Source organism: Arthrobacter sp. 10N418 (assembly GCF_056394725.1).
Genome location: NZ_JBFTIK010000012.1, coordinates 44,168 through 69,352 on the forward strand (window position 1 = coordinate 44,168; position 25,185 = coordinate 69,352).

Annotated in this window: 25 protein-coding genes and 1 pseudogene; 14 read left to right on the top strand and 12 right to left on the bottom strand. The window is 66.0% G+C overall.

From position 1 onward, the window contains the following. Positions 1-1,308, top strand: a complete 1,308-nt coding sequence (locus AC1DCZ_RS11195) for an MFS transporter (RefSeq protein ID WP_476974637.1) — start codon at positions 1-3, stop codon at positions 1,306-1,308. Then, positions 1,305-1,985: a FadR/GntR family transcriptional regulator gene (locus AC1DCZ_RS11200; protein WP_476974638.1), complete on the top strand. Its 681-nt coding sequence runs from the start codon at positions 1,305-1,307 to the stop codon at positions 1,983-1,985. The genes AC1DCZ_RS11195 and AC1DCZ_RS11200 overlap by 4 nt, the downstream gene beginning before the upstream one ends. 177 nt (positions 1,986-2,162) lie before the next feature. Here the strand turns inward: AC1DCZ_RS11200 and AC1DCZ_RS11205 are convergent, their stop codons facing one another. Continuing rightward, the gene (locus AC1DCZ_RS11205; protein ID WP_476893925.1) at positions 2,163-2,699 is read right to left on the bottom strand and encodes a hypothetical protein; all 537 of its coding nucleotides are present in this window, start codon (positions 2,697-2,699) and stop codon (positions 2,163-2,165) included. A gap of 225 nt (positions 2,700-2,924) precedes the next feature. Between AC1DCZ_RS11205 and AC1DCZ_RS11210 the strand changes: the two genes are divergently transcribed. Further along, the gene (locus tag AC1DCZ_RS11210) at positions 2,925-3,776 is read left to right on the top strand and encodes a DUF1206 domain-containing protein (protein ID WP_476974639.1); all 852 of its coding nucleotides are present in this window, start codon (positions 2,925-2,927) and stop codon (positions 3,774-3,776) included. 35 nt (positions 3,777-3,811) lie between these two features. On the opposite strand, the gene AC1DCZ_RS11215 is transcribed toward AC1DCZ_RS11210, so the two are convergent. From AC1DCZ_RS11215 to AC1DCZ_RS11235, 5 genes are all read right to left on the bottom strand, one after another. Next, complete coding sequence (locus AC1DCZ_RS11215; RefSeq protein WP_476974640.1) at positions 3,812-4,804, bottom strand: DNA topoisomerase IB; 993 nt, start codon at positions 4,802-4,804, stop codon at positions 3,812-3,814. Positions 4,805-4,864: 60 nt separating this feature from the next. Beyond that, positions 4,865-6,343 carry an FAD-dependent oxidoreductase gene (locus tag AC1DCZ_RS11220; RefSeq protein WP_476974641.1) on the bottom strand — a complete coding sequence of 493 codons (1,479 nt, stop codon included), beginning with the start codon at positions 6,341-6,343 and terminating at the stop codon, positions 4,865-4,867. Positions 6,344-6,431: 88 nt separating this feature from the next. Then, entirely contained in the window at positions 6,432-7,724 is a 1,293-nt protein-coding gene (gene cobA / locus AC1DCZ_RS11225) for a uroporphyrinogen-III C-methyltransferase (protein ID WP_476974642.1), read from the bottom strand. Positions 7,725-7,813: 89 nt separating this feature from the next. Continuing rightward, entirely contained in the window at positions 7,814-8,083 is a 270-nt protein-coding gene (locus AC1DCZ_RS11230; protein WP_476974643.1) for a hypothetical protein, read from the bottom strand. A 4-nt stretch (positions 8,084-8,087) separates the two neighbouring features. Then, positions 8,088-8,384, bottom strand: coding sequence for a putative quinol monooxygenase (locus AC1DCZ_RS11235; RefSeq protein WP_226759316.1), 297 nt, complete (start codon positions 8,382-8,384; stop codon positions 8,088-8,090). Positions 8,385-8,693: 309 nt separating this feature from the next. Here AC1DCZ_RS11235 and AC1DCZ_RS11240 point away from each other — a divergent pair, with 309 nt between their 5' ends. Beyond that, positions 8,694-9,194 carry a hypothetical protein gene (locus tag AC1DCZ_RS11240; protein ID WP_476974644.1) on the top strand — a complete coding sequence of 167 codons (501 nt, stop codon included), beginning with the start codon at positions 8,694-8,696 and terminating at the stop codon, positions 9,192-9,194. 751 nt (positions 9,195-9,945) lie between these two features. On the opposite strand, the gene AC1DCZ_RS11245 is transcribed toward AC1DCZ_RS11240, so the two are convergent. From AC1DCZ_RS11245 to AC1DCZ_RS11255, 3 genes are all read right to left on the bottom strand, one after another. Then, positions 9,946-10,488 (bottom strand): hypothetical protein, encoded by a 543-nt coding sequence (locus AC1DCZ_RS11245; RefSeq protein ID WP_476974645.1) that lies wholly within the window; start codon positions 10,486-10,488, stop codon positions 9,946-9,948. A 543-nt stretch (positions 10,489-11,031) separates the two neighbouring features. Next, positions 11,032-11,358, bottom strand: coding sequence for a TniB family NTP-binding protein (locus AC1DCZ_RS11250; protein ID WP_476974646.1), 327 nt, complete (start codon positions 11,356-11,358; stop codon positions 11,032-11,034). Between the two features lie 17 nt (positions 11,359-11,375). Next, positions 11,376-11,612: a hypothetical protein gene (locus tag AC1DCZ_RS11255; RefSeq protein WP_476974711.1), complete on the bottom strand. Its 237-nt coding sequence runs from the start codon at positions 11,610-11,612 to the stop codon at positions 11,376-11,378. 20 nt (positions 11,613-11,632) lie between these two features. Between AC1DCZ_RS11255 and AC1DCZ_RS11260 the strand changes: the two are divergent. The 3 genes and pseudogenes from AC1DCZ_RS11260 to AC1DCZ_RS11270 form a co-directional block, all read left to right on the top strand. Further along, a pseudogene (locus AC1DCZ_RS11260) lies at positions 11,633-11,860 on the top strand (amino acid transporter); the annotation flags it as partial. 1,082 nt (positions 11,861-12,942) lie between these two features. Further along, positions 12,943-13,164 (top strand): hypothetical protein, encoded by a 222-nt coding sequence (locus AC1DCZ_RS11265; protein WP_476974647.1) that lies wholly within the window; start codon positions 12,943-12,945, stop codon positions 13,162-13,164. A 105-nt stretch (positions 13,165-13,269) separates the two neighbouring features. Further along, positions 13,270-13,812, top strand: a complete 543-nt coding sequence (locus AC1DCZ_RS11270) for a TspO/MBR family protein (protein ID WP_476974648.1) — start codon at positions 13,270-13,272, stop codon at positions 13,810-13,812. Positions 13,813-13,979: 167 nt separating this feature from the next. Here the strand turns inward: AC1DCZ_RS11270 and AC1DCZ_RS11275 are convergent, their stop codons facing one another. Both AC1DCZ_RS11275 and AC1DCZ_RS11280 read right to left on the bottom strand, forming a co-directional pair. After that, on the bottom strand, positions 13,980-14,909 hold the full coding sequence (locus AC1DCZ_RS11275) for a GGDEF domain-containing response regulator (RefSeq protein WP_476974649.1): 930 nt from the start codon (positions 14,907-14,909) through the stop codon (positions 13,980-13,982). Next, positions 14,906-18,022, bottom strand: coding sequence for a PAS domain-containing hybrid sensor histidine kinase/response regulator (locus AC1DCZ_RS11280; RefSeq protein WP_476974650.1), 3,117 nt, complete (start codon positions 18,020-18,022; stop codon positions 14,906-14,908). Before AC1DCZ_RS11280 ends, AC1DCZ_RS11275 begins: the two co-directional genes overlap by 4 nt. Before the next feature lie 815 nt (positions 18,023-18,837). Between AC1DCZ_RS11280 and AC1DCZ_RS11285 the strand changes: the two genes are divergently transcribed. From AC1DCZ_RS11285 to AC1DCZ_RS11315, 7 genes are all read left to right on the top strand, one after another. Continuing rightward, a complete protein-coding gene (locus AC1DCZ_RS11285) occupies positions 18,838-19,452 on the top strand; it encodes a signal peptidase I (RefSeq protein ID WP_476974651.1) in 615 nt (204 codons plus the stop codon). 35 nt (positions 19,453-19,487) lie between these two features. Then, positions 19,488-20,162, top strand: a complete 675-nt coding sequence (locus AC1DCZ_RS11290; protein WP_476974652.1) for a TasA family protein — start codon at positions 19,488-19,490, stop codon at positions 20,160-20,162. Between the two features lie 7 nt (positions 20,163-20,169). Beyond that, a complete protein-coding gene (locus AC1DCZ_RS11295; RefSeq protein ID WP_476974653.1) occupies positions 20,170-20,769 on the top strand; it encodes a hypothetical protein in 600 nt (199 codons plus the stop codon). A gap of 55 nt (positions 20,770-20,824) precedes the next feature. After that, a complete protein-coding gene (locus AC1DCZ_RS11300) occupies positions 20,825-21,196 on the top strand; it encodes an Hpt domain-containing protein (protein WP_476974654.1) in 372 nt (123 codons plus the stop codon). 250 nt (positions 21,197-21,446) lie between these two features. Beyond that, on the top strand, positions 21,447-21,578 hold the full coding sequence (locus tag AC1DCZ_RS11305) for a hypothetical protein (RefSeq protein WP_476974712.1): 132 nt from the start codon (positions 21,447-21,449) through the stop codon (positions 21,576-21,578). A 166-nt stretch (positions 21,579-21,744) separates the two neighbouring features. Further along, positions 21,745-22,176: a DUF7793 family protein gene (locus AC1DCZ_RS11310; RefSeq protein WP_476974655.1), complete on the top strand. Its 432-nt coding sequence runs from the start codon at positions 21,745-21,747 to the stop codon at positions 22,174-22,176. Between the two features lie 301 nt (positions 22,177-22,477). Beyond that, entirely contained in the window at positions 22,478-23,851 is a 1,374-nt protein-coding gene (locus AC1DCZ_RS11315) for a sensor domain-containing phosphodiesterase (protein WP_476974656.1), read from the top strand. A gap of 557 nt (positions 23,852-24,408) precedes the next feature. Here the strand turns inward: AC1DCZ_RS11315 and AC1DCZ_RS11320 are convergent. Next, on the bottom strand, positions 24,409-25,065 hold the full coding sequence (locus AC1DCZ_RS11320) for a TetR/AcrR family transcriptional regulator (RefSeq protein ID WP_476974657.1): 657 nt from the start codon (positions 25,063-25,065) through the stop codon (positions 24,409-24,411). Positions 25,066-25,185: the final 120 nt, after the last annotated feature.

The window sequence follows — 25,185 nt, forward strand, 5'->3', positions numbered from 1 at the left end:
ATGGCTAGCAGCACGGCGGTCTCCGCCCTTCCCCAGACAGTTCCCCCCGGCGTCGGCCGCCCGCGCGGCGTCATTGTTGCCGGCGTCGTCGCGCTCGTGCTGATCGGCCTGAACCTGCGCGCCGGCATCACGGGTTCCGCCGCACTCTTCCACGACCTCCAGGCCGCCCTGGGCTACGGGCCCCTGATCGCCGCGCTGCTCCCGTCGATTCCCACACTGTGTTTCGCGGTGGCAGGGGCCGCCACCTCCTGGCTCACCCGCCACCTCGGTCTCGAAAAGTCCATCCTGCTGTCGCTCGTGATGCTGGCCGCGGGTCTCCTGCTCCGGGGCATTCCGTCCACCGGGATGCTGCTCGCCGGGACCGTGGCGGGCATGTCGGGGCTGGCCATCTGCAACGTGGCGATGCCCGCGTTCATCCGGGTGCACTTCGCGGACCGCACGTCCCTCATGACGGCCCTGTACACGGTGACCATGACCACGGGCGCCACCGTCACCGCCGTGCTGATCGTCCCCGTGGCACAGGCGCTGGGATCGCCCTCCGCGGGGGTCGGGTCAATCGGCCTCCTGGCCCTGTGCGCCTGCCTCGGCTTCCTGCCGATCGCCGTGCACGCCCACCGCAACGCCTCCACGGTCAAGGCCGCCCGGATTTCCCCGTGGCCCCTGCTGCGGACCCGCACGGGCGCGCTCATCACCCTTGGCTTCACGGTGCAGGCGCTCCTGGCCTATTCCGTCCTGAGCTGGTTCCCCTACATGCTGGCCACGATGGGGCTTACGGCCTCCGGCAGCGGGCTGATGTTCGGGCTCATGCAGCTCGTCTCCGTCCCCGCCGGCATGGTGCTGGTCGCCATCGGCTCGCGCCCGCGGATGCTGCGGACCGCGTTTTATCTGGCCACCGTGACAATGGCGCTCGGCGTCCTCGCGATGCTGGTCCTGCCGGTCGGCTGGGCCCCCCTGACGGCGGTGCTGTTGGGTTTCGGGCTCGGCATCTTCCCCCTGGTCATGGTGATGATCAGCCGCAGCGGGCGCACCACCGCGGAGACCACCGCACTGTCCACCGTGGCCCAGTCGGCCGGGTATCTGCTGGCGACCGCCGGGCCCTTCGGCATGGGCCTGCTGCACAGCGCCACCAACTCCTGGACTCTGCCCCTGGCACTGCTGCTGGCCGTGGCCCTCGGCCAGATCGTGGTCGGGCACCTCCTCACGGGCCGCCCCAAAGACCTGAAGCCGACGCACCCTCGGCCCGCAACCCTGCCGCCCGCGCAGCTCCGGCGCACTTCCCCGGAGTCCGCCGAAAGGACGCAGCGATGACACTCACCGCGTCGCACCGGCCGCCGCTGGTCGAGGAAATCACCGCCAAGCTGCGCGAACTCATCCATTCGGGGGAATGGCCGCTGCAGCAGCGGATCCCGGCCGAGCCCGAGCTGATGGCTGTCCTGGGGGTCTCCCGCGGAACGCTTCGCGAGGCCATCAAGGCGCTGGCGCACAGCGGCATGCTGGAGGTCCGCCGCGGTGACGGCACGTATGTTCGTGCCACGAGCGAATTGTCCGGCGCCGCCCAGCGCATGTACCGGGACCACACCCAGGAGCACATCCTTGAAGTCCGCGTGGGGCTGGACACCCAGGCCGCCAGGCTCGCCGCCCGCCATGCGACGGCCGGCGACGTCGCCGCCATGCGCGGGCTCCTGGAGCAACGACGCGCCGCCTGGCTCTCCGGGGACTTTGCCGCCTGGGGACGGGCCGATTGGGACTTCCACGTTCTGGTGGCGCAGGCGTCGGGAAATCCCCTGCTGCACGAGCTGTACGTGAGCTTCGGCGAGGTCTTCCACAATGACCTCCTCCGGCAACAGCGCCGCGGCGGCTTCAACGGCCTCCCCCACGAAGGCCACGGCGAGCTGGTCGATGCCATTGAGACGCGCGACGAGGCCGCCGCCGTCGACAGCGTCAACCGGAACCTGAACTCCTGCGCGGAGTGGCTCCAGGACTAGCCGAGGTTAGTTCTGCGTCGCCCCTGCGGTAGACCTTGCTCCAGGCGGCGGCCGCGGGCCGCAGCAAAACGCCGCCCGAGCACGACAAAGGCCTCCGGCCGGAACCTTCGTTCCGCCCGGAGGCCTTCATCGTACGGCCTGGATCCAGCGTGCGGCCGGAACCCGGCGAGCCGGGATCTAACGCGCGAGACCCTGGAATACGTTCTTAGGACGCTGCATCTCGCCGTGCTTGGCACCAAGGATGATGACCCAGCCGGCGAAGACCGGGATGGCCCACTGCAGGATCTTCAGCTGCTGCTGCGCGGAGCGGAGCTCTTCAGAGGCGCCATGCTTGGGCTCGGTGGCGCCTTCAGCGCCCTCGGCGGCCAGTTTGTCCACCTTGGCGCCCTGCACGCCTGCGTAGAGGGTGACTGCGGCACCGACGAGGGTGACGATGGATTTGTAGACGGTGAGCCGGGTGACGCCGTCCTGCTTGGCCATCCGGCCCTTGTTCTCCCACACGACGGCCAGTCCGGAGAGGAAGTGCGCTCCGAAGGCGGCCGTCTGGAACGGGGCCCACTTCTTCCACCCCAGGCTCGACAGCCGGGTGCGCTCGGCCGGGTCCTTGGCTTCCGCCGTCGCGCCATTCAACCCGATGGCGCCCATCAGTGAACCGCCGAACCAGGCACCCGCGGTGAGGTCGTGGATGGATCGGGCAACGAGATTACCTGCCATGTTGAGCTTCCTATCGTCTGTGATCGAATCCGGAATCGCCGCGGGCGCGTGGCGTGCACCGCCCGCGAGCGTCATGGCCCCAAGAAGCCATGTCTCCGCTATGGTAAGCACACTTAGGAAAAAGTTGATAGCAGAGAGGTCGGCCGGGTGCTGCACAGCGTAGAATCAGCGCCATTGCACCCGGACGCCCGCTCCGCGGACGGAATGAGGTTTCGAGGCACAGCCATGACGGGAAAAACGCCGGACAAGGCCACCGGAATAGGGGAAGCCGCCGGCGCAGCCGCCGCCACCGCGGAGGCGGCCTCGAACAGCACGGCACTCGACGTCCTCGCGCGTGCCGGCTTCGCCGTGATGGCGCTCCTTCACATCATCATCGGCGCGATTGCCATTGAGCTGGCTTTCGGTGCGCAAGGCCAGGCGGAGCCCACCGGCGCCATTGAACAGCTCGCGGCAACTCCCTGGGGCCCGGCCGTGATGTGGGCCGGGCTGCTCGGGTGTGCCGGGTTGTCGCTCTGGCAGCTGAGTGAAGCCACGCTGCGGGCCCGTCATCTTCCGCGCGGTGAACGGCTGGGCAAGCTCATCTCCTCCGGTTTCCTCAGCATCGCCTACGGCAGCCTCGGGTTCACGTTTGCCAGCTTCGCCGCGGGCGTCCGGAGCGATTCCGGCGACTCCACCCGGGACTTCAGCGAATCCGTCATGAACCGTCCCCTCGGCGCTCCCCTGCTCATTGCGTTGGGCCTGACGGTTATCGGGATCGGGGTGTACTTCATCGTCAAGGGCTTCGGAAAGAAGTTCAAGGAGGAGCTGCACCGTTTCGAGGGGACCCGCCGGGGCAAGCTGATCAGCGCCCTCGGCGTGGCAGGTCACGCCGCCAAAGGGGCAGCGCTGATCCTGGCCGGCTTGCTGTTCGTGGTGGCCGCGGCCACGAACAACCCCGGATCCTCCACGGGCCTGGACGGCAGCCTCAAGGCGTTGCGGGACCAGGCCCTCGGCCCCTACCTGCTCCTGGCGATCGGCGCCGGTTTCGTGGCGTACGGCGTCTTCGCGCTGGTCCGGGCCCGGTTTGGCCGGATGTAGGGCCGGCTCCGCCCAACCGAATCGCAGCGCGAGTCCTACCCCCGCAGGGACACGACTTCGCCTTCGCGGTACAGCAGGGCCCGCACCTCGGATTCGGCGGAGGCGAGCCGTTTCGGGTCAATGGTGTCCCCGGCCGCGAAATGGTCCAGGATGCGGGGGTCCACATAGCTCTTCCGCGCGATCGACGGCGTGTTCCCCAGGACCGCCGCCGCGTCCTGCATTGCCCGGCTGACGGCGCGCTTCCGGGCGGAGACCTGCCGCTGCGGCCCGCTTTGGGCCAGGCTGGTCGCCGCCGCCACAGTCCCCCGGAGGGTGCGGAAGTCCTTGGCCGTGAAATCGCCGCCTGTCCGCTCCTTCACGTACGCGTTGATATCCGCGCTGGAGACCGGATGCCAGCTGCGGCCATCCTTGTAGGCCAGCAGCCTGGCGTTCCCGCCGCGGCGCTTGAGCAGCCGCACGACGGCGGCGAGGTCGGCGTCGGCGATCCGCGAGTCCCAGGTCTTCCCGCTCTTGGCGGGGAAGCTGAGCCTGAGCTCGTCCTTCCTCACCCCCACATGGGCGCAGAGCAACGTAGCCAGGCCGTGGCTGCCGTTTTCGTTGGTGTACCGCTCGGAACCGACCCGCAACGATCCGCTGTCCAGCATCCGGAACGCGGCCGCGAGCACCCGTTCCCGCGTCAGCCCCTCGGAACGCAGGTCCATGGTCACGAGCCGGCGCGCGGCCGGCAGGGTTTCCGCGAGCTGCAGGGCGCGGTCGAACTTCAGCCGGTCTTTCCGCTCCCGCCAGCCCGGATGGTAGATGTACTGCCGCCGGCCCACGGCGTCGAGTCCGGTCGCCTGGATGTGGCCGTTGTCGTAGGGCGCTATCCACACGTCCGTCCACGCCGGCGGGATGCCGATACTTTCCAGCCGTTCGCGCACGGGCCCGGCGGGCAGCGTTGAGCCGTCCAGATCCTTGTAGCTGAACCCGGTCCCGGCCGGGACCCGGCGGTACCCGCGGCCGGACGCGTTGCTGTGACGGAGCCTCATGACGGTAAGCCTACTGACTACAGCGCTGTTTTTCGCCAGTCCCCAGACAGTGGCGGGAGCTCAGACCTGCGCAGCCACGCCGTCGCGGGAGATGGCAACCATGTCCTGGCGCGGGACCACCTTGATGCGCTCACGGGCCACCGCGACGCCGTGCGAACCGCCGGCGGCCGTCGCCTCGGCCCCGAGGGCGAGTTCGTGGGCGTCCAGCGCCAGCCAGCCTTCCCAGCTGGTGAACTGCACGCCACGGCTTTCCAGGAGCTCGACGACGGCACTTTCGGCGGGTGCCTCGGCAACCGGGAGGTTTTCGCGATCTTCCAAAAGGTAGGTCACGGTTTCCAGGGCATCGCCCTTGGTGTGGCCGATGAGCCCCACCGGACCGCGCTTGATCCAGCCGGTCGCGTAAATCCCCGGCACGTGGGCGCCGGACGCATCGAGGACACGGCCGCCGTCGTTCGGCACAACGCCCTTCTTGTGGTCGAATTCGACCTCGGGCAGGGCGGAGCCGAAGTAGCCGATCGCGCGGTAGACGGCCTGGACCGGGTAGTCGACGAACTCGCCGGTGCCCCGGGCGTTGCCCGTGCCGTCCAGTTCAGTGCGCTCAAACTTGATGCCGGCGACGCGACCGGGTGCGCCGGCGTCGCCGGCATTGTCCCCGTACACCTCCACCGGGCTGTGCAGGAAGTGCAGGTGCAGGCGGCGGGAGGCTGTGAGCTCGGAGAGGTCCTCAGGCTGCTCGGCGATCCAGTTGGTGAGCGTGCCCACCATGGTTTTGGTCTGGTTGTTGCTCTGGATCTGGCGGTCGGATTCGGCGTCGAACTCGAAGTCCTCGGCGTAGAGGATGATGTCCACGTCCTTGGAATGGGAGAGTTCGCGCAGTTCCAGCGGGGTGAACTTGACTTGGGCGGGGCCGCGGCGGCCGAAGACGTGCACGTCCGTCACCGGGGAATCCTTCAAGGCGCGGTAGACGTTGTCCGGGATCTCCGAGACCAGGAGGTCATCGGCGTGCTTGGAGAGCATGCGGGCCACGTCCAGGGCCACGTTGCCGTTGCCGATCACGGCGATTTCCTTGGCCTCCAGCGGCCAGTCTCGCGGCACATCCGGGTGCCCGTCGTACCAGGAGACGAAGTCGGCGCCGCCGAAGGAGCCCTCGAGTTCGATGCCCGGAATGTTCAGGTCCGCGTCCTTGATGGCGCCGGTGGCGAAGATGACGGCGTCGTAGTGCGTGCGCAGGTCCTCGATTGAGAGGTCCGTGCCGTAGTCCACGTTGCCGAAGAAGCGGATGTCGCCCCGGTCCAGGACCTTGTGCAGGGCGTTGACGATCCCCTTGATGCGGGGGTGGTCGGGGGCCACGCCATAGCGGATCAGGCCGTAGGGTGCCGGGTAGCGGTCGAAGAGGTCGATGCTGACGGTGAGCTCGCCGCTCTTGACCGCCTCGCTCTTGGTCAGGATGTCAGCGGCGTAGACACCGGCGGGGCCGGAGCCGACGACAGCGACGCGCAGCGGGCGGGCGGCGGTTCCTACGGGGGTGTTTGTTGACACGGCTGTGTTCCTTTTTTCTTTGCATCCGTTGCTCCATAAACGCCCTTTTGAGGCTTGATAACGGCAGTTGTGGAGCAATCGACGGGCTTTACGGGGTCAGTACGCGGGTCCTGGTGGTGCGGGAGGTACGGGGGGCGTTCGGGGAGGTGGTGCTGTAATCGGCGGTCTTGAAGTGCGACGGCGCGTACGGGCTGACGCGGACGACGTCGCCGATCACGATCACGGCCGGATTCGCGACGCCGACGTCCTCCGCCTGGTCCGCGATGGTCCCCAAGGTTCCGATGGTGACCCGCTGGTTCGGCAGGTAACCATTCTCTACGATGCCAACAGGTGTCCCCTGAGGCAAACCGGCGCGGGCCAGGGAGTCGGCGGAATCCCGGAGCTGGCCCACGCCCATGAGCAGGACGATCGTGTGATCGGCGCGGGCGGGGACCTCGGACAGCTCCTCGTGGCCGGTCACTACGCTGAAGCCCTTGGCCAGTCCGCGGTGCGTGACGGGGATGCCGGCGGCGGCGGGGACGGAGATCGCCGACGTGACGCCGGGAACCACTTCCACCTCGACGCCGTGCTGGCGGCAGAATTCGGCTTCCTCGCCGCCGCGGCCCAGGACGTAGGGGTCCCCGCCCTTGAGCCGGACCACGCGGTGGCCCTGCCGGGCTTCTGCCACGAGGATGGCGTTGATCTCTAGTTGCGGCACGGGGTGGTGGCCGGGGGTCTTGCCGACCTCGATTACGCGGACATCGGGCGCGAGTTCCGCGAGGAGCTCGCGCGGGCCCAGGCGGTCCGCGATCACGACGTCGGCCTGGCCCAGGAGCCGCCGGCCGCGGACCGTGATGAGCCCGGTGTCGCCGGGTCCGCCTCCCACGAGGGCAACGGAGCCTGCGGACGGATCGGTCCGGGCCCGCCGCCGGCGCAGCGGCAGGTCTCCAGTTTCGAGGGCAGTGGCGACGGCGTCGCGCAGGGCCATGGCGCGGCGCGGGTCTCCCCCGGCGTTCACAGCGATCTTGATGTCGTCCACGACGGCGACGGCGGGTGTCCAGGCGGCGGAGGCTTCGTGGTCGGAGGCGTTGACGCACCAGATCCGCTGCCCCTCGGCGTCAGCTGAGACCTGCGCGTCCACGGCGGCGTCGCCGGTGGCGGTCTGGACGAACCAGGCGCCGCCGACGTCGGACGTCCGGTAGGGGCGCTGCTCCCAGGTCAGGAGCCCGGCATCGGCAAGTTCACGCAGGGCCGGGGATGCCAGCGGCGCCACCACCGTGACGCGGGCGCCGGCGTCGAGCAGCCCCTTGGCGCGCCGCGCGGCGACCGGTCCGCCGCCGACGACCAGCACGGGGCGGCCGAGCAGGCGCAGCGCGGTGGGGTAAATGTCCTGAATTGCCATGCATCGACGATAGGCGCGGCGTGCGGGACCAACAACGGCGGCGGAAACACCCGGTCACGCAGGGTAACGCCGCGTCACATAGTTGTTCGTCATCTGGGTGCGGTCCGGACGGCGCCCTGCGTCCCCCTGTCGCCGTCCCTGTAGGCGTCCCTGTAGGCGTCCCTGTAGGCGTCCCTGTAGGCGTCCCTGTAGGCGTCCCTGTAGGCGTCCCTGTAGGCGTCCCTGTAGGCGTCCGGGGGCACTTCGCCGACCGGAACAGCCGCTTCGGGCTCAAATGACGGCGTGTCCGTGTCAATGTGCCCCCGTTCGGCCGGCGGCTGGGCGGCCAACGGCTGGGCGGCCGGCGGCTGGGCGGCCATCTACCTATTTCACCGCGATGAGCTCGATCAGTTTGATGTCGGGGTCCTTGGCCAGCATCGCCGGGCCGTGCTGGCCGAGGGCCGCGGGGATCGCTCCGTCGAGGTGGGCCTGACGGTCCGCCTCGGTGTCAAAGGTGTCAAATATGCCGAACGTGTTCTCGTTGACCCGGAAGGCGTACCAGGTCCGGGTGCCGGGCTCCGTCAGGACGATGTCGCGGCCGCCGTTGAGGAAGTCCCAGACATCCTGCTCCTTCCCCGGCTTGGCTTCGACCAGTGCCAGCACTCCATATTTTGGCGCCACGGCTGTCTCCTCAGAATTGGGCGGGATTGGCCGAAAACCGGCCTATAGCCGCGAGTCTAGGCTCGTCCCGGGGTCCGGACAAGGCGTCGCGAGGGGCCGGGCCGGGCCCCGATTCCTGTGGCAGCAAAAAACAACTGTGAGTCTTGCAGTGGTTGGTCTGGGACTCGCTGGCAGTGTTGATGCCGGTCGTTCTGCCTGGCGCGTGACTCGAAAAAACAATTGCCCCGTGAGGGTGCGTTTCGCCCGATTTGTCCGCGCTGGGTGGAGCGGCCGGCGTTGATCTGTCCCACGTCGGGGCTTGATTAGAAGATGGGTCTTGACCGTGCCCTGATGCTGCGCAAAGGCATCCCGGACATCAGGCTGCTCCGGTCCAGGGACAAGCGCATCGAACGGCAGATGATGAACCTGGAACCGTGGCAGCCAGTTTCCCAGATGCCCCCCATCCGGCGGGACATACCGATCGTCCTCCCCGCCGACATGGATGCGGAAGTACTCGGGGATCGAGTCAGGACAGCACTGAACGGGCAAGCGGACGACCTGGAAAGCGTTGAACTACTGGCCATCACTGCCCATGCGGAGCTTCCCCTGAAAGTGCAGGAGCGGCTCCAGATCTGTGAAGGACAAGCCAACGCGCTGATCCGACTAGTACTCCGGCCGCTAACCAGGACGATGACAGATCCCCAGGCCAACCAGATCCGGGACGATGTCTACCCGGCTTTGCACGAAGGACCAGTTAAGGAGCTCAATGCTTTAGGCCTGAGACGGGCATGGGCGCTCTGGTCGAGAACTATGCGGCGCGGTAAGAAGTAACCGGAAGAGGGCAGTCCGTTCGTTTGGCGGACTGCCCTCTTAACTGTGACTTTCGGCGGTAAATGCCGGTCTTTTTGCGGCGCTATTTGGCGCCGGCTGCGGCCCGCAAGTGGATCCCTCAGCGCGCATGAGGAAGCAATGTCGGGAATGCCGAGAGGCGACTATTCGGATATGTCCTGAAAGGACTGCGCAAGGCCGCAATTACCGTTGCCAACCGACCGGCGTGTGACTGCTTGCGTAGGCGTGCAGCGGAGCGGCAGCGCATGCGGGACCTGTCCGCGGCCAACAATACCTCTGCCTGTTCGAACGCTGGCTCGCCGGCCATAATGTTCCCAGCGGCGGCATCTTCCTAGCTATTTCCTACGCGAATCAGGCCAGGTGGTGTATCCGAGCTTTCGTTCCCGCGAGTAGGGCACAGATGCCTTGATGCTGATCACGATTATTGGGACGAGTTCAATAAAAACCAAGGATATCGGAATCCAAATAATCCAAGTGATGGTCTGCGCACGGAACGCCACAATAAGCACTGTTGCGATAACAACGACCCCGACTGTAGCGAGAACGGACACCATCCACGGGACCGCCCGACGTTGCCACATTCCCGAGGGCGGCTGCACTGGGAGAATGTCCCATTGTTCGGGAGGAATGTACCTGACATCACCCAATATGCTCATGGCCTTTCATATAGAGCCGCATCCGTTGGTGCTTCGAATCTAGGGAATCCATGGCGCGGCTCGTGATGTGACGCTTGTCAGTTGGTCCAGTCGGGGACTGCGGGATAAGCAGTCGTGTTCTTCAGCCGCAAGACGATGAGGGCCCGGGAAAGGATGAGTGCGTTTAGGCCGAGCCCGCTGATCTGGGTCCCCCCGGTCGATTTGGTTGTCATGTTGACGACGATGAGGATGAAGGCCGTGGCTGCCAGGATGATCGCGGCGATGAGCGGAGATTTGGCTGTGGAGCGTCGGGCTGCGATGTTCCAGGCTCCGATGCCGGTGTAGGCGATGGCAAGGAAGCAGAAGACCCCGATGATCGCAAAGGCAATGGTCATGGCGCTCTCCGGGACGTAGCCGCCGGAGGCTTCAACGGCATTCTTCGCGCGGATGACAGAGGCGATGTTCGTGAAGGCGTAAAAGCCCGTGAAGAGGGCGAGGGCCAGTGACGTGCACCCCAGGATGAGCCGCCAGCGTTGGGACTTTTGAGCGTCCTGCGGGGAGAGCATCCCGACCGGACGCTGCGGCCCCGAAGGTTGTGCGGGCCACGGTTGCTGATAGGCGGAGTGATGGTTATTGCTCATAAGGGGCGCTTCTCTCTGGCGTATGCAGGAGCGCTCCTTGGCTGCCCCCAACTAGCAGAGCCTATACCGGGCGACGGCCTGATCGGTCGTTTCAGGGCGATCATTTGTAGCGGGGTTTGGTCAGCCCAACTTCCAAAACCAGGCTCGTGAAACCTACTAGACGCGGTCGGTACCGGTGAGCAATTTGTCTATTCCAAAGTCGCCTGCTCCGAAACGCCGAAACGGAAGGAGATCTGGCTCTCGATGTCTCCGTGCGTCCGGTGTGGGTCTGGGGAATCCCATTGGTATTGGCGGTGGAGGCCGGCCCGCAACTGAAAACCCGGCCGACCCGCCACATCACAATTCGGCGAAACCGCCGCCTCAATTCCACCCACACTGCCGCAGATCGTCCGCGGCAGGCAAACAGCTTAACTTCATCTATAGGAGCATCGGTCGATTACCGTGCCGGGGAAGACAGCGGCCACGTCCCCATCCATTGCTGGCCGGGGCTATTGTGACTGTTCGTTCGGAATAGCGGTTTTTTCACAGCTCGGTTTGGCGGTTCTAGCTGATTCCGATTACCAGGGTTGAGCGTGCGGCCTCGATGACGTCGTCGGTGATGGTGCTGAGTTCGTTGATTTTCATGACCCGTTCGATTTGGGTGAAGAGCCGGTCGATGAGGCGGAAGTTGCCTCGGGTGATTCGGACGACGGCGGCGATGGCCTGGGCATCGGTGAAATCGTCCGGGTCCAGGGTTTGGCCAAGTTTGTGCCATCGGCGCTCGAGGACGAAATTCAGTTCTGCCTGGGCGAGTGGGCGGTATTCGTGGGCGAAGCCGACCCTGCTGTAGAGCTGTGCATAACGGCTGAACCATTTTTCAATCCCAGGCATACCGATGAGGATCAGGGCTACGTTGTCCCGGTCGTAGCGGTCGCGCAGCAGTTCCAGGGCGGTGGCGTCTTCTTGCCGATTTTTTCCAGGTGCTGGTCCACGCAGATCGATACGCGCGTGCTGATATGTTCGAGATCGGCGTGGACCTGTTTGGGTGAGGTGAGCACGGCAGGGGTATAGAAGACAGTGCGTGCCCGGGCCAGCGCGGCATAGATCTGGTAGTCGGAGTCGTCCCTGGAACCCCACTGTTCCAAGAGGTTCTCCGCCTTGTGCCATTCACGGACCCGTCATTCCCAACACCATCGCCTCCGTCCTCCTGCACATCCGGGACGTAACCGGCCTGATGCCGCACATCTACTTCCGCTGGACCGAAGGCAACCCCGTCACCAACCTCCTGCGCTTCCTCGCTTTCGGTGAAGGCGAAATCGCCCCCGTCACCCGAGAAGTCCTCCGCGAAGCCGAACCCGACATCACCCGCCGCCCCTGCGTCCACGTCGGCTGACCCCGGGCAGTCCCGATAGTTGAGGCCGTGAGACTCCACTCTCCCCGCCCCCCGCATCCGTGCGGCTTCCGCATCCCTTGGCGGCGCCACGTCGCATCAACGAGGCCAGGAGCCCTTCTTCCCGGCAGCGAGAGACGCGAGTCCGGCGGCTTCTTCAAAGGATGACGGGGCGGCTTCCCTGAACGCTGCGTCGGCGTCGGTCTGAAGGACATCGGCGGCTAACTCCTTGACCCGTACCTGCTCATCGTGCGCGGCACTGCAGGCCAGGACATCGCCGTGAATCAGCGCACGCGAGGGAACCACGTCCGTGGAGCGGCGAAAGATGACCCACCACCGCTCACCAGAATCGTCCCTGAAAAGATGGCCATCCCGGGAACCATATGCCGTCCCCTCCACTCCGCGGCCGCCGTAGTCCGACACCGTGCCGGGCAACCCCAAATACCGGACTCCGCCAGGGACATCAAAGGCAAACCCTTTCATCCGGCACTCGGCCGGCGGCGGGACGCTATCGCCCCTGCGAGTGCGCGGCCACGTCAACGGGCCACGGTTCTCGTCAGCTAAGCAATTCAGGCTGGAGCGTCTCGATGGATTCGGCGTCCGCGAAAGCGGCCGCATGATCACCACCCACGCTCCCAGGGACGGCCCGAGGCCTGGCACCTGAGGGAACCCCGCCCAATGGGGGACTGGACAGGGTTCCCACATTGCTGCTCTCACGCCCTGGTTGAGGTTTTCTTGGACCTCTTCTTCGTTATGGACCTTATCTCGCGGCAATAACCGGACGGATTTCCGGTCTGGTCCCGTCCAGTCAGGCACTACCCGGCCGCTGCCACGCCCGCGTATGTTGCCACGATTCGCAACAGTCTGGGCCCTGACAGCGCAGTCCCCCAATTGGCCGCTAAGCAGGACGCTTGAGCATGCAGCAGTCAGCCGGCCAACTGCGGAGAGGGTTCGCGCTGCCTCCCGCTACCCGTCCGGCCGCCGTCCGGCACCGAATCAAGGGTGTGCCCTGGATACGGATAAATCCAGGGCGTTGGTCAGGGTTTGCGCAGTCCGCCGGACCCTGCGGCGAGGAAAGGACCAGCATGGATTCACACCGACCGCACCATTGCAACATCTGGGCCGCTGCGGCGCACATCGAGACCCTGAATTTCGAGTCTGACCAGGCCCACGATGCCCTGTTGGCCGCCGTCAAGGCTGCACAGGCCGACGGCATGCCGCTGGAGCTGATAGCCGCCGCCGCGGGGAAGTCGGTCGCCGGTATCCTCAAATTATTGAGCAGATCCAGCGCCGAACTCATCGGCTGAGCCCACCCGGACAACTGCAACCAGGGCACAACGGGAACGCTCGAGAGTACTTTCCGGTGCAATCTTCGGTTTGACGGGCACCCCTGGATTGGCCAAGGTGTATCAGTGCCCCCGAAATCTGAAGAACCCCTCCCCGGCCAGCCGATGCCCGGCGGGTCGGGCATCGGCCGTCAGATTATGGCGCTGCTGGGCTTCCTTGCCCTCTCTCACGCGGTGTCATTCCTGGGTTCGCTGGCTATTATCGCGAACGCCCACGGCTGGTACGCGGCGGCGAACAAGGCTCCGTGGACACCGCCGGACTGGGTCTTCGCGACCGTCTGGACGGTGCTGTATACGGCCATGGCCGTAGCGGCCTGGCTCATCTGGCGGCGCCCAGCGGGCAGCCGCGCCGGCGCCCTATCGGCCTACGGCGTCCAGCTGGCCCTGAACCTGGCTTGGGCACCCACATTCTTCGGCATGTACCCCATGCTCGGTGCCGCCGCCCTGTGGCTGGCATTCGTCGTCATCACCGCACTTTTCGTGGGAGTTAGCGTGACGGTTCTCCGGTTCGGGCCCCTCAGCCGGACCGCCGGGGTCCTGATGCTCCCCTACATTTCCTGGATCATCTTCTCCGCCAGCATGAACCTCTACGCGGCAACCGCCAACTAGCCCCGACACTCCGCCGGGGTCAACACCATACCCGTGATCCTCGACCGGGACCGGCACCCTTTAAGCCATGGCATGCGGCGTCACGTGAGGGACACTTGCCCGAATGGTCTGTGATGGTCGGATTGGGCTGCGGCAGCGGAACCCCCCGCGCGATGAGTTCGGCGCATTCAGCCAGGCGTGCCGGCGACAATGTCGGCCAGTGCGACGGTGTTCCGGCCTGCTGCCTTGGCTGCGTACAGGGCGCCGTCGGCCTCGGCGAGGATTTGTTCGCTGCTGACCCGGTGGCCGGCAACGCTCGCGGACATCCCGGCGCTAATCGTCAGGGTCCCGGATGGGTCCCCTTTGTGGCTGATCCCCAGGGCCTGCACCCCCGCCCGGACCCGTTCCATGACGACACCGGCGCCTGCCATGGACTGGTTCGGCAGCAGGAGGACGAATTCTTCCCCGCCGTACCGGTAGGCGCCGTCGCTCTCACGGGCGTGGCCGGCGAGTGCTGCCGCGACGCTGGCAAGCGCCACGTCCCCGGCGGGGTGTCCATAGACATCGTTGTAGCTTTTGAAATGGTCCACGTCGCAGATTGCCAGGCAGTAATCCTGCCCGTACCGCCGGCTGCGGCTCTCCAGCAGCTCCAGGTCTTCGGTCAATTTCAGCCTGTTATGCAAACCGGTCAGCGGATCGGTGCGTGCCTGCTCTGCCAGGGCCTTCCGGTATCCGGCGAGTTCGGCGTGCAGGGAGGTGACGCGCTCGGCGGCAAGGAGCCGGGTACGCAGTGTGAACGGATCCAGTGGTTTACTCACGTAGTCATCGGCCCCGGCCTCCATCCCGGCCAGGACATCTTTCTGCTCTCCGTGTGATGTCAGCAGGACGACATAGGTGTACGTGTCGGTTTCATCGCCGCGGATTGCCCGGCACAGGGCCAGCCCGTCCAGGCCCGGCATCATGAGGTCGCTCACCACGACATTTGGCCGGTGGGTCTGGTAGAGCGCCCAGGCGGTATCACCGTCCGCGGCGGTAATGCATTCATGGCCGGCCTGTTCGACCGCCGCTGCGGCGACAAGCAGGGAGCCTTTGTCGTCGTCGACGACGAGGACCTTCACGGGTTCACCGATAAGGCGCGTTCGAGTGCTTTGTCCACCCGGACCAGTTCGGCCTCGAGCCGTGTCAGCAGCCCGTGCCGGTTCATACCGTCAGGACCGTTGGGGCCGCCGGTTTGTTCCAGCTCCGCGCACAGGAGGGCCGCGGCGCCGGCGCCGATGTTGGCGGCGGCGCCTCTGAGTTTGTGGGCCGCCTGTCGGAGCGCTTCCACACGGCCGTCCGTGCTGGCCTGGCGCAGTGCCTCCAGGGCCGAGGGCACATCGGCGCGGAAAGCTTCGGCCGCGGCGGGCAGCAATCCCTGTCCGTCGGGCGGGCCCAGTCCGCGCAGGACCTCAAGGCGTGCCGGTTCAATGGCGGCCGGTCCAGTGTCCGGGTCCACGGGCGCGGGAGTTACCCAGCGTGCGAGGGTTTCTTCCAGAACCCTTGGATCCACGGGTTTGGACAGATAGTCATCCATTCCGGCCGCCAGACACCGTTCACGGTCCTCGTCCAGTGCCCCGGCGGTCATCGCGATGATCGGCAACGTTTGCATCGCCGTTCCCCGGGCGCGGATGGCCCTGGTTGCCTCGAACCCGTCCATGACGGGCATGTGGCAGTCCATCAGGACGGCCGCATAGGCGACCGTGGCGGTGGCCGTGATCGCGTCGGCCCCGTCTGCCGCCACGTCGACCGTGTACCCGAGTCTGGTGATCATCGCGCGGGCCACAAGCTGGTTCACTTCATTGTCCTCGACCACCAGAACCCTGCCGAGGGAAACTGCAGGCCGCGCCGCCGGCGTCGTGGCCATGACCTCACGATCCGCCGTAGGGTCCGGAGCAGGCGGCGCCATCAGGCGGACGAGCCGATCGTAGAGTTCGGAGCTCCGCACGGGCTTGGTGAGCCACTCGCTGACGCCGGCCGCGGCGAGCCGGTCCTTGTCCACGTGCGCGGTGGAGGACAGCAGGATCAAGCGCGTTCCCTGCAGGGAGTTCTCGGCACGGATGGCCTGTGCCAGGTCCAACCCGTTCATGCCCGGCATGCACATGTCGAGCAATGCGATATCGAACGGCTCCCCGGCGGCGGCGGCCTGCCGTGCACAGTCCAGCGCCTCAGCTGCGTCATCGGCCATCACCGGCCGCATCCGCCAGGCGGTCAGCTGGGATTCAAGGACCAGCCGGTTGGTGGCGTTGTCATCGACCACCAGGACCCGCAGTCCGACGGGCAGCCCGGTGGCTGGGCCGGTCTCTGCCAGTGGGGAACCGTCCTCCGCGGCGGCCAGCGGGAGGGTGAACCAGAACGTACTTCCCTGGCCCGGGCTGCTGTCCACCCCGATCTGACCGCCCATGGCCTCGGTCAACCGGCGGGAGATCGCCAGCCCCAGACCCGTCCCGCCATACCGGCGGGTGGTGGACGCATCTGCCTGGGAAAAGGACTCGAATACCCGCTCCTGGTCTATGGCGTTGATCCCGATTCCGGTGTCACGGACCTCAAAACACGCCGCCGGGACCACCCCGCCCTCCCGGACGCCGGCCCGGATGCTGACCTCACCGGATGCCGTGAACTTCACGGCGTTGGAGGCGAGGTTGAGCAGGACCTGCCGGATCCTTCCGGCATCTCCGGTCAACCGGGACGGAACCTCCGGCCGGCAATACGCGATGAGTTCAAGGCCCTTGGCCTGCGCCGCGCCAGCCACCAGTCCGGCGACCTCGTCGACCAGGAGCCGCGGGTCGAACGGGCGCGGATCCAGGTCAACTTTCCCTGCTTCCAGCTTCGAAAAATCGAGGATGTCATTAATTAGCGTCAACAATGCCTCCCCCGCACCTTTGACGCCGTCGGCGTACCTGCGCTGCGTTTCATCAAGGACCGTGTCCAGCAGCAGGCCTGTCAACCCGATGACACCGTTCATGGGGGTTCGGATCTCATGGCTCATCGTGGCCAGGAATTCCGATTTCAACCGGCTCGCTTCCAACGCCGCCTCCCGGGCCGCCAGGAGCTCCGCCTCGGCGGCCCTGCGCTCGGTGATGTCCCGTCCAATGGTCGCAACCCCGTGGATGCCGTCCACACCGCGGACCGGGGACATTGTTACCGAGACGGCCACGACAGACCCGTCACGGCGCACCCGTTCGGTTTCAAAGTTGGTGGTCTGCCCGGCCTCCGCGGCCGCGGCTAGGATGGCGTGTTCGGCTTCGAGGAGATACGCGGGAATGAAGAAATCGCTGTGCCGACCTATGGCTTCATCCGCCGGATAGCCGTAGATCGTTTCCGCCCCCGGGTTCCAGCTCGTCACAACACCCGTGGGCGTCTTGCCGACAATGGCGTCGGCGGAAGAATTCACGATCGCGCCGAGCCCGTCCAGTTCGGCGGTCCGCACCGCCACTTTGCGCTCGAGCTCACGCGTGAGCGTGACGTTTTCAAAAACGATAAGTATCTGCCGCGCCAGGACCAGCATCAACACGACCAGCCCGGTGACCAGCAGGACCGGGTCGTACCCGTCCACGGCCTGGACCATGAAGACCACCGCTGCCCCGACGACCGGCGTATAGGGAAGAAGCTCCAGTGCCAGAATATAGGCGGACCTGTCCGCCCGCCCGGCTGCTGCCGGCGGGGCCAGCGGGGCGGCGCCGATCAGCAGGAAGGCCAGGATCCAGCCCGCCGCCAACGGGGTTCCGGTGACCCCGGTCGCGCCGTCGAATGTCAGCTTCACGTAGGTGCTGTCCGTCACGGTCAGCAGCACCAGCCCGGCGCCCAGGAACAGCCAGGGGCGCCGCTCCCCCGGCGCGCACCGCATCATCAAGACCAGAACGATGGAGGACATCACCATGTCCACGACCGGATACGCCATTCCCGTCAAATGACCCAGGACATCCTGGCCGGGTGAGCGGTACAGGCCTTCCAGCACCGTGGCCAGACTGATAAACAAAACGGCAGCTGCAATGACCCCTGCGTCCAATATGGGGCGCAGCAGACCGGCCCTCGCTGTCCGCGGAAGTAAAAACAACGCCGCTGCCGCAGGCACGGCGTAGCCGATAAAACCGGCATCCGCCAGCGAAGGGAAAGGATAAACATGATCCTGCGTGATCCCGTAGAACGTCCACAACGCCTGGGCCGCTGCCCAGAGGACCGTGGCAGCAGTCATGAAGCCCCAGGCCCGGGCCTGCCCTCCCCCGCGCCGTGCGGCCCGGAAACAACTCACGACCGCGAACGCAGAGGCGGTAAGGATCGCGAAATCTCCAACCAGTTGAGCGCCGGATGACCCTGGCTCGGACCCCAGAAACGCCGCCACCGCACCGACTGCCGCCGCAACCACGACGACCCACACCCAACGCCGCGCGACCCGGGCGACAGGAACTGCAGCACCGCCGGCAACCCGGCCGCCGGAACCGAACCCCTCGGCGCCCTGAATAGCTGGATTCGACCCTTTGAGACCTGAAATTGGGGACACGAACATTCCTCCCATAGCGGCGATCCGCCCCCAGACGGGCACCCACCGTTCCCCGATCATAGGCGCGGCCCGGAGCCAGTCCGTACACCACAGCACAGGGGTGCCTCGTGTAAAACCTTCGCCTCTCCGGGTCCGGTGCTTGGAGCCCGATCCCGAAGGCCCTTTCATCGACGATCGTGCTACGCGGATTATGGCGGCCTCATGACGTACACGGGCCTCCCCCGGGTACGGACTGAGGCTATGACGGCATTGCTATCAAAGACTGCATTGCGGTCAAGGCTGAATCTTTCGGCCTGGACCCACCTTCCGCGTGCCGCCCTGGAACCGGCTTCCTAAGTTCGACCGGACAGGGTCGGCTGCGTTGGAATGGGGGTTTCCTCAAGATTTGATCAAACCGCCACGGAACTCTTGACAAAGACTTGTCTTGAGACAAGGGCCGACCTTGATCCGGGACCGGCAATGTTGGTGTTGTTCCCGCCAAACGGTCTCAACGAAACGGAAACGTCCCCATGGACACTTCATTCAGCACTGGCATGGCTCCCCTCCGGGGGGCGCGGACCCACCGAAGAATCTCAGCACTGCGTGTGCTGGGCATCATCGCCGCCACCGTCGCGACCCTGACGTTCCTGGCCGTCGGCGTCCTGGCCCCGTTGCTTCACATCGGTTTCTCCCCCGTGCTGACGGCAAGCATGCGCCCGGCATATGCACCCGGGGACCTGCTGATCACCGCACCCGCGGACGTCGCAAGCCTCCGCCCCGGCCAGATCGCCGTCTTCACCCCACCGGGTGAAACCGTCCCCTTCGCCCACCGAATCACCGCCATCGCCGGCACCCCGGCCCAGCCGGTCCTCACGACCAAAGGCGACGCCAACCCGGCCCCGGACCACTGGCGGGCCGCCCTGAACCAAACACAGGTACCCGTCGTCGTCACCGTCATTCCCTCGGCCGGCACCGCCCTGCTCTGGATCCAGAACCCTCTCCAGCGGGCCCTCCTGACAGGCCTGCTCGGCCTGAGCATCACCGGATCCGCCATCTGGTGGATCCTCCGCACCACCCCGGACCACAACGGCCGCCGCTCAACACCAGGGCCGTCCGGGCGCCGCAACGGCGTCCCCGCTCACTAGAGAATCCCCGCACCACTTCCCGCAAAGGAACCGTCATGTCTGCAATCACAGCCCGCCACACCGCCCGCACCACCCGCCGCCCCGCCCCCGCCCTGCTCGCCGCCTGCGCCGTGGCGGCAGCAGGCCTGGCGATCACCGGAGGCGGCGTCTACGCGGCCTTGAACGCCAACGCCAGCAACACCACCGCCCAGAACGCAACCTCCGGCATCCTGAGCCTGACCATGACCAACACCGGCACCGGATTCAGCCAGGCAGTCTCCAACCTCGCCCCCGGGGACACCGTCAACCGCTACGTCAACCTCACCCAGGGCGCCACGATGGACGGCAAGGCCCTGACCCTGGCCGTCGCCGATGCCGCCCCGACCAAGCTCACGACCGACGCCACCAAGGGCCTGCACGTCACCGTCACCCAGTGCTCAGGCACCTGGACCACTACCGGCGCCGGCGCCTGCACGGGCACCGGCGCCACCACCACCGTCCTGGCGACCAACGTGGCCCTGAGCTCCCTCACAACGGCGCCCTCGACGCTTGTTGCCGGTACCGTCACCGCCGGAACGTCCCTGAACCTGCAGGTCTCCCTGACCCTGCCGGACCAGACCGAAACCACCACCAACGGAACCGTTCCCGGCAGCACGATCCAAGGCCTGTCCTCGGCGCTGACCTGGACGTTCGGCGAAACCCAGCGCACCGCCGCCACCACCGGAAGCTAAACCCGCCATGAACGTGCACCTTTACCCCGGCAGGGCGGTGGCCGCCATCGCGGCCGCGGTCCTGCTGGTGTGCACGTCAACACCGGCTGAAGCAGCCACCGCCGCGGAGGCATCATCGGTTTCCCGGACCGTAGGCAGCGGCACCTGGGGAGCAGCCGCCACCCTAAATACCACAGCCCCATATGGGACCGGACCATTGACACTCACGTTCACCAACATTGGCAGCCCCGGGCAGCCCTCGTTCACGCCCCAGTACTTCACCGTCGGGAACACCGGAACACTGCCCCTCACCCAGGCAAGCTACACCGGAACGCCGGATGCCCCGTCGGCCGTGAAATTCATTGTCGAGTCCTGCAGCACGACATGGAATGAATCCACCGGCGTGTGCCAAAACGGAACAACGACACAGATCCTGGCAGCACAAGGCGGGTCCCCGGCTGTCCCGGTCACTTCCACCACCGTCCCGGCGAATGCCGGTGGCTCCATCCGGCTCCGGGCACGGGTCACCACCAGCGGCCAGATCCCTAATCACTCCACAACCACACTGACAATAGACGTCACGGTCAACCGGACCCAGGTCCGGAGCGCCACGACAACCGGCAGCTGAGCCCCGCACGGAACCAACCATCCACCCGGCAATGAGCCTCGACCCAGGGAGAACCATGGCAGAAAATGCCGGCGAAACCGTCCTTGACGCGGCAGTCCTCGGCGACCTCGCCGACCAGCTCCAAAGCGGGACCGTCGCACGAGACTATGCCCTGAAATTTGTGGAGTTGCTCCAGAAACGACAAGAACGAATCCTCGCCGCCCTCGGCAACGATGACATCCCGGCATCCCTTACCGCCATCCTGAGCCTCAAGGTCAACGCCCACATGGTCGGAGCACTCGCCATGGAACAAATCTGTCAGACCCTGCAGCGATGCGTGCTCGACGGCGACACCCCGGCCGCAGCACGGTATGCCCAGCTACTTCCCCGGAATATCGACACATTCAAAAGCGCCATCGCCGAATTCCTCTCCGCAGCCATGCACTGACCCGCTCCGGCAAACGAACCACTGCATGTAAGGCTTGCGATGATCAGTACGCCAAAAACGGGCTGATCCCGGCGCTTGTCAGCGACGCGCTGGCGCTGCTGGCAGCGGTCGACCCCGGGACTCTGGAGGGCAAGGCCACTGAGGCGTACGCCCTGCTGGACCTCGTCGCAGGGCAGCACGTGGAAGCGGCCGGGGACTCGAACGGGACCGACGGACGGTGGCGTATCGCCCGCAGGGTCGCCCGGACCGGATGATCTCCACCGTTGACCCCGATACCCGCTTCCTCGCCTTCGGTGAAGGCGAGATCGCCCCCGTCACCCGAGAAGTTCTCCGCGAAGCAGAACCCGACATCCCCCGCCGCCCCTGGGTCCACGTCGGCTGACCCCCGGGACATCCCCGGGTGTTCATGGTGGGGATATTCCACTCGAAGGCCATATTGGCGGGGCCGGTCGCACCGCACTTCGAGGGCTCCGCTGAAGGATTGTTCGACAAATCACTGTTGGGCCCCGGCTGGGTTATCCTCGGCGGAGGACTAAGGGGATCTCATAGTGGAAATTGCGTTGAACTGCGCAAATGCAACATTGGACGTGGACGCGGGGGGCGTGTTCCATCTGAAATGGTTCCCGGGCTCGGCGGTATCGGAAGCCGATGCTGCCGCCGTCGTCGCGGCCGTGCAGGGCGTGACCGAAAAACTGCTCCAGCCGATGGTGGTCGAGGTTACAGACGTATGCGTCAGTCTCGAGGCAAGAGTGACGTTGTTGGGGCACCGCTTTGTTTCCGCTGTCGCGCTGGTCGGTGCCACGGTCGTTGACCGTGTGATGGCCGCGGCACTGATGCGGGATCAGAATTGCCCGGGCGGGTATTTCACGTCCGTGGATGACGCCAGGGAATGGCTGAGTCGGATGGCGGTTCCGGGTGCGTTGGAGGGATCCTCGGTCTCAGGGCGAGACAGAAGAACGGCAGAGACCGTCCAGGTCTGACCGGTAACGGTGGAGGACCGGCTTCCCTTCAACCACGCCACCTATGGGGGCGTGTCGACAGTTTCGTCGTTCCCGAGCGCGCGACCCAACCAGTACGGGATGTTTGATATTCGGCTGCCTCTGACAGCGCGGGCCTGGAGCCTCCCGGGCCGGTCCCGGCCCGGAGATGCTCAACTTGCCTTAGTGGGAGCCGGCCAGCCCGCACCCGGGCCCTCTGCGCGCGAACCTCAAAAAACGGGAAGCATTCCCTCATTTACGTGATTGGACAGCGTAGGCTCGGGAAACTACATGGGGGTGCAGATTGACGGAACAAAAATCGGGAACGCCGCAGGGATGGAATGTGCTGGCGTCAGTGCTCGTCATCCAAGGGGTGTTCGCATTAAGCGCGGGCGCCATCTTGATCCTGGACCCCGAGGGCTTGCTCGACGAGCCCAGGGACCAGGTGCTGGCCGCCGTTTTGTTTCTGATGCCGATCACCGTGGCGGTCATCCTCGCCGTGCGTTTCCTCAGACGCCACCGGGCCGAGAGAACCAGCACCAGGGCCGCCGCCGAACTGATGGACTCCGCTCTAAGCACCGGGAGCGAGTGGGTGTGGGCGGTAGACGACCAGGGCATCTTCACGTATTCGAGCCCTGCCAGCACGGACTTGATCGGTTGGAAGCCTTCGGAACTCCTCGGACAGAAGTATGATCTGGTCATCGAAAGCGGCGACTTCACCCGTGCCAAAGCAGAAGTGGAAGCAGTCACAGGGACCGGCTGGAACGGCCTGACCGTGCGTTGCCGGCACCGGGACGGCCAGGCAGTCTGGATGGAAGTCTCTGGAACACAACCTCCCCCGGCCACCGGACAGCGGGGCGGATTTGTCGGAACGAGCCATCTGCTGCCCCCGCTGACGGCGCGGGAGGCCATCGACTCGCTCAGCCGCGAACATCTGCAGCAGATGCTCGACCAGAACAGGCTGCTGACCGCTTTCCAGCCCATCCACAACCTGACCACGGGCAAGCTCCTCGGCGTCGAGGCGCTGACCCGATTTCTCGACGAGGACGGCGCCGGAACGGAGTTCTGGTTCAACGAAGCCGCCACCGTGGGCCTGCTGGGCGAGTTGGAATGCGCCGCGCTGGAAGCCGCCCTGACAACCGCCGAAGGCCTTCCCCCTAACATCCACGTGGCACTGAACATCTCCCCCGGCACGTGCCTGGACCCGCGAGTGCCCGGCATCCTGCAGCGATCCGGCCTGCCGCTGAAGAGAATCGTCCTGGAACTCACGGAACGGCTGGAAGTGGCCGAGTACGCCCCCCTCCTGTCAGTCATCCAACCCCTGCGCCAGGCCGGGATGCGCATCGCCGTCGACGACGCCGGATCAGGGTTCGCCTCCATGCGCCACGTACTGCATATCCGGCCCGACATCATCAAACTGGACCGCAGCCTCATCGCCGGAATCGATGACGACCAAGGCCAGCACGCCCTCGGCGCCGCCATGGTCGAATTCGCCCGCCAAATAGGCGCCACCATCGTCGCCGAAGGCATCGAAACACCCCAAGAACTCGCCGCCGTCACAGCACTCGGCATGACAGGGGGCCAAGGCTATCTCCTCGGCAGACCATCCATCCATCCCAGGGACTGGGCTACATGGAACGAAACCTCTCACCCGGGACACCGAACGGACCGCTCATAGGCTGCGTCCTCCAGGCCCGTTTTCCGGGTACCGTCGGGCCGCCCTCCAGTCCCGCGGGGTCCCGGATACCGGCGTCCCCGGATTCCGGCCCGATCCCGCCGCTTCCCCTTTGGCGGGTCGATGCGCGAATACGGCGTCCCCGGGGACGCTGTATCGCCTCCGGGGGCCCTCTAGCCGTTCCCCGCTCGGCGCAGGAAGAAACATTCGCCCGCCAGGATCATGACCCTGCCCAGCCCCTGATCCAACCAGAGCCAAACGACCGATCCATCCGGCATAAACGCATCGACGACCCCCGTACCAGTGACGTTGCCCAGGACCTGAAACTCCACACGCTCACCCGGGACCAAGGTGCCACACCACCGCAGATCCCCCGGCATCGACATCATGGTCCTTTCCGAGGGGCCCCTTCACGCAGATCACGATAAATCAGGGCCATCAAAACCGCCATGCCCGGACAAAACCTCCTCACGGCGCGGGAACAAAGGGGGCGAACGCCCCTGTCCGGCGCACCCCAAAGCCAGTCCATATGCCTTCAATCCCCGGTCCGGCCGGGGGCTTCAGGGCTGGTGGTGTTCGATGAGCCAGGTAGCCATTTGCCGGGCGCGGGCCGCGGCGTCGGTGTCGCCTTCGGCCGCGGATATGATGGATCCCTTCATCAGGATGTGCCAGGACCGGGCGAACTCTTCGGGCCGGTCCAAGCCGGCCTCCTCGGCCAGGGCCCGGACGTGTCCGCGGATCCGGGCGAGGTAGTCGATGCTGGCCTGGCCCAGCCGGTGGCCGGCCCCCATTTCCAGCAACACGTTAATGAAGGTACATGCCTCGAAGTCATCCCGTGCGAACCATTCGCCGAACACGTCAAAAATTGCCAGCAGCTGCGTCGTGGGTGTCGTTCCGCGGTCCCGGGCGCCGGCGATGATCTGCTGCACCGTCCAGAGCTCGTCCCGGCGGGCCAGGAACGCCAGGACCACCTCGTCCTTGGAACGGAAGTGGCGGTAGAACGTCGCCTTGGCAACCCCGGCGGTATCTATCAGTTCGGTGATGCCCACGTCCCGGATGCCCCGGCGGGAGAAGAGCTCATACGCCGCGGCCAGGATCCTCTCCCCCGCGTCGCCGGGAAAAGACGGTGACGGGTCCCCGGATACCTTCGCATCGGGGCGCAGGACGAGGGCGGAGACTTCAGAGGTGGGGCCCGAAGGCCCGGTATGGGAATCCATGATGCCACCATTTTACCTCCATTCAGGGGACAGACCGGTTGGTACCGGAGTATTCTTTTTCCATTGGTAATCCGTCTTTCCCGCCCTCTCGGGTGCGGGCCCGGCGAACAAAGGAGACGC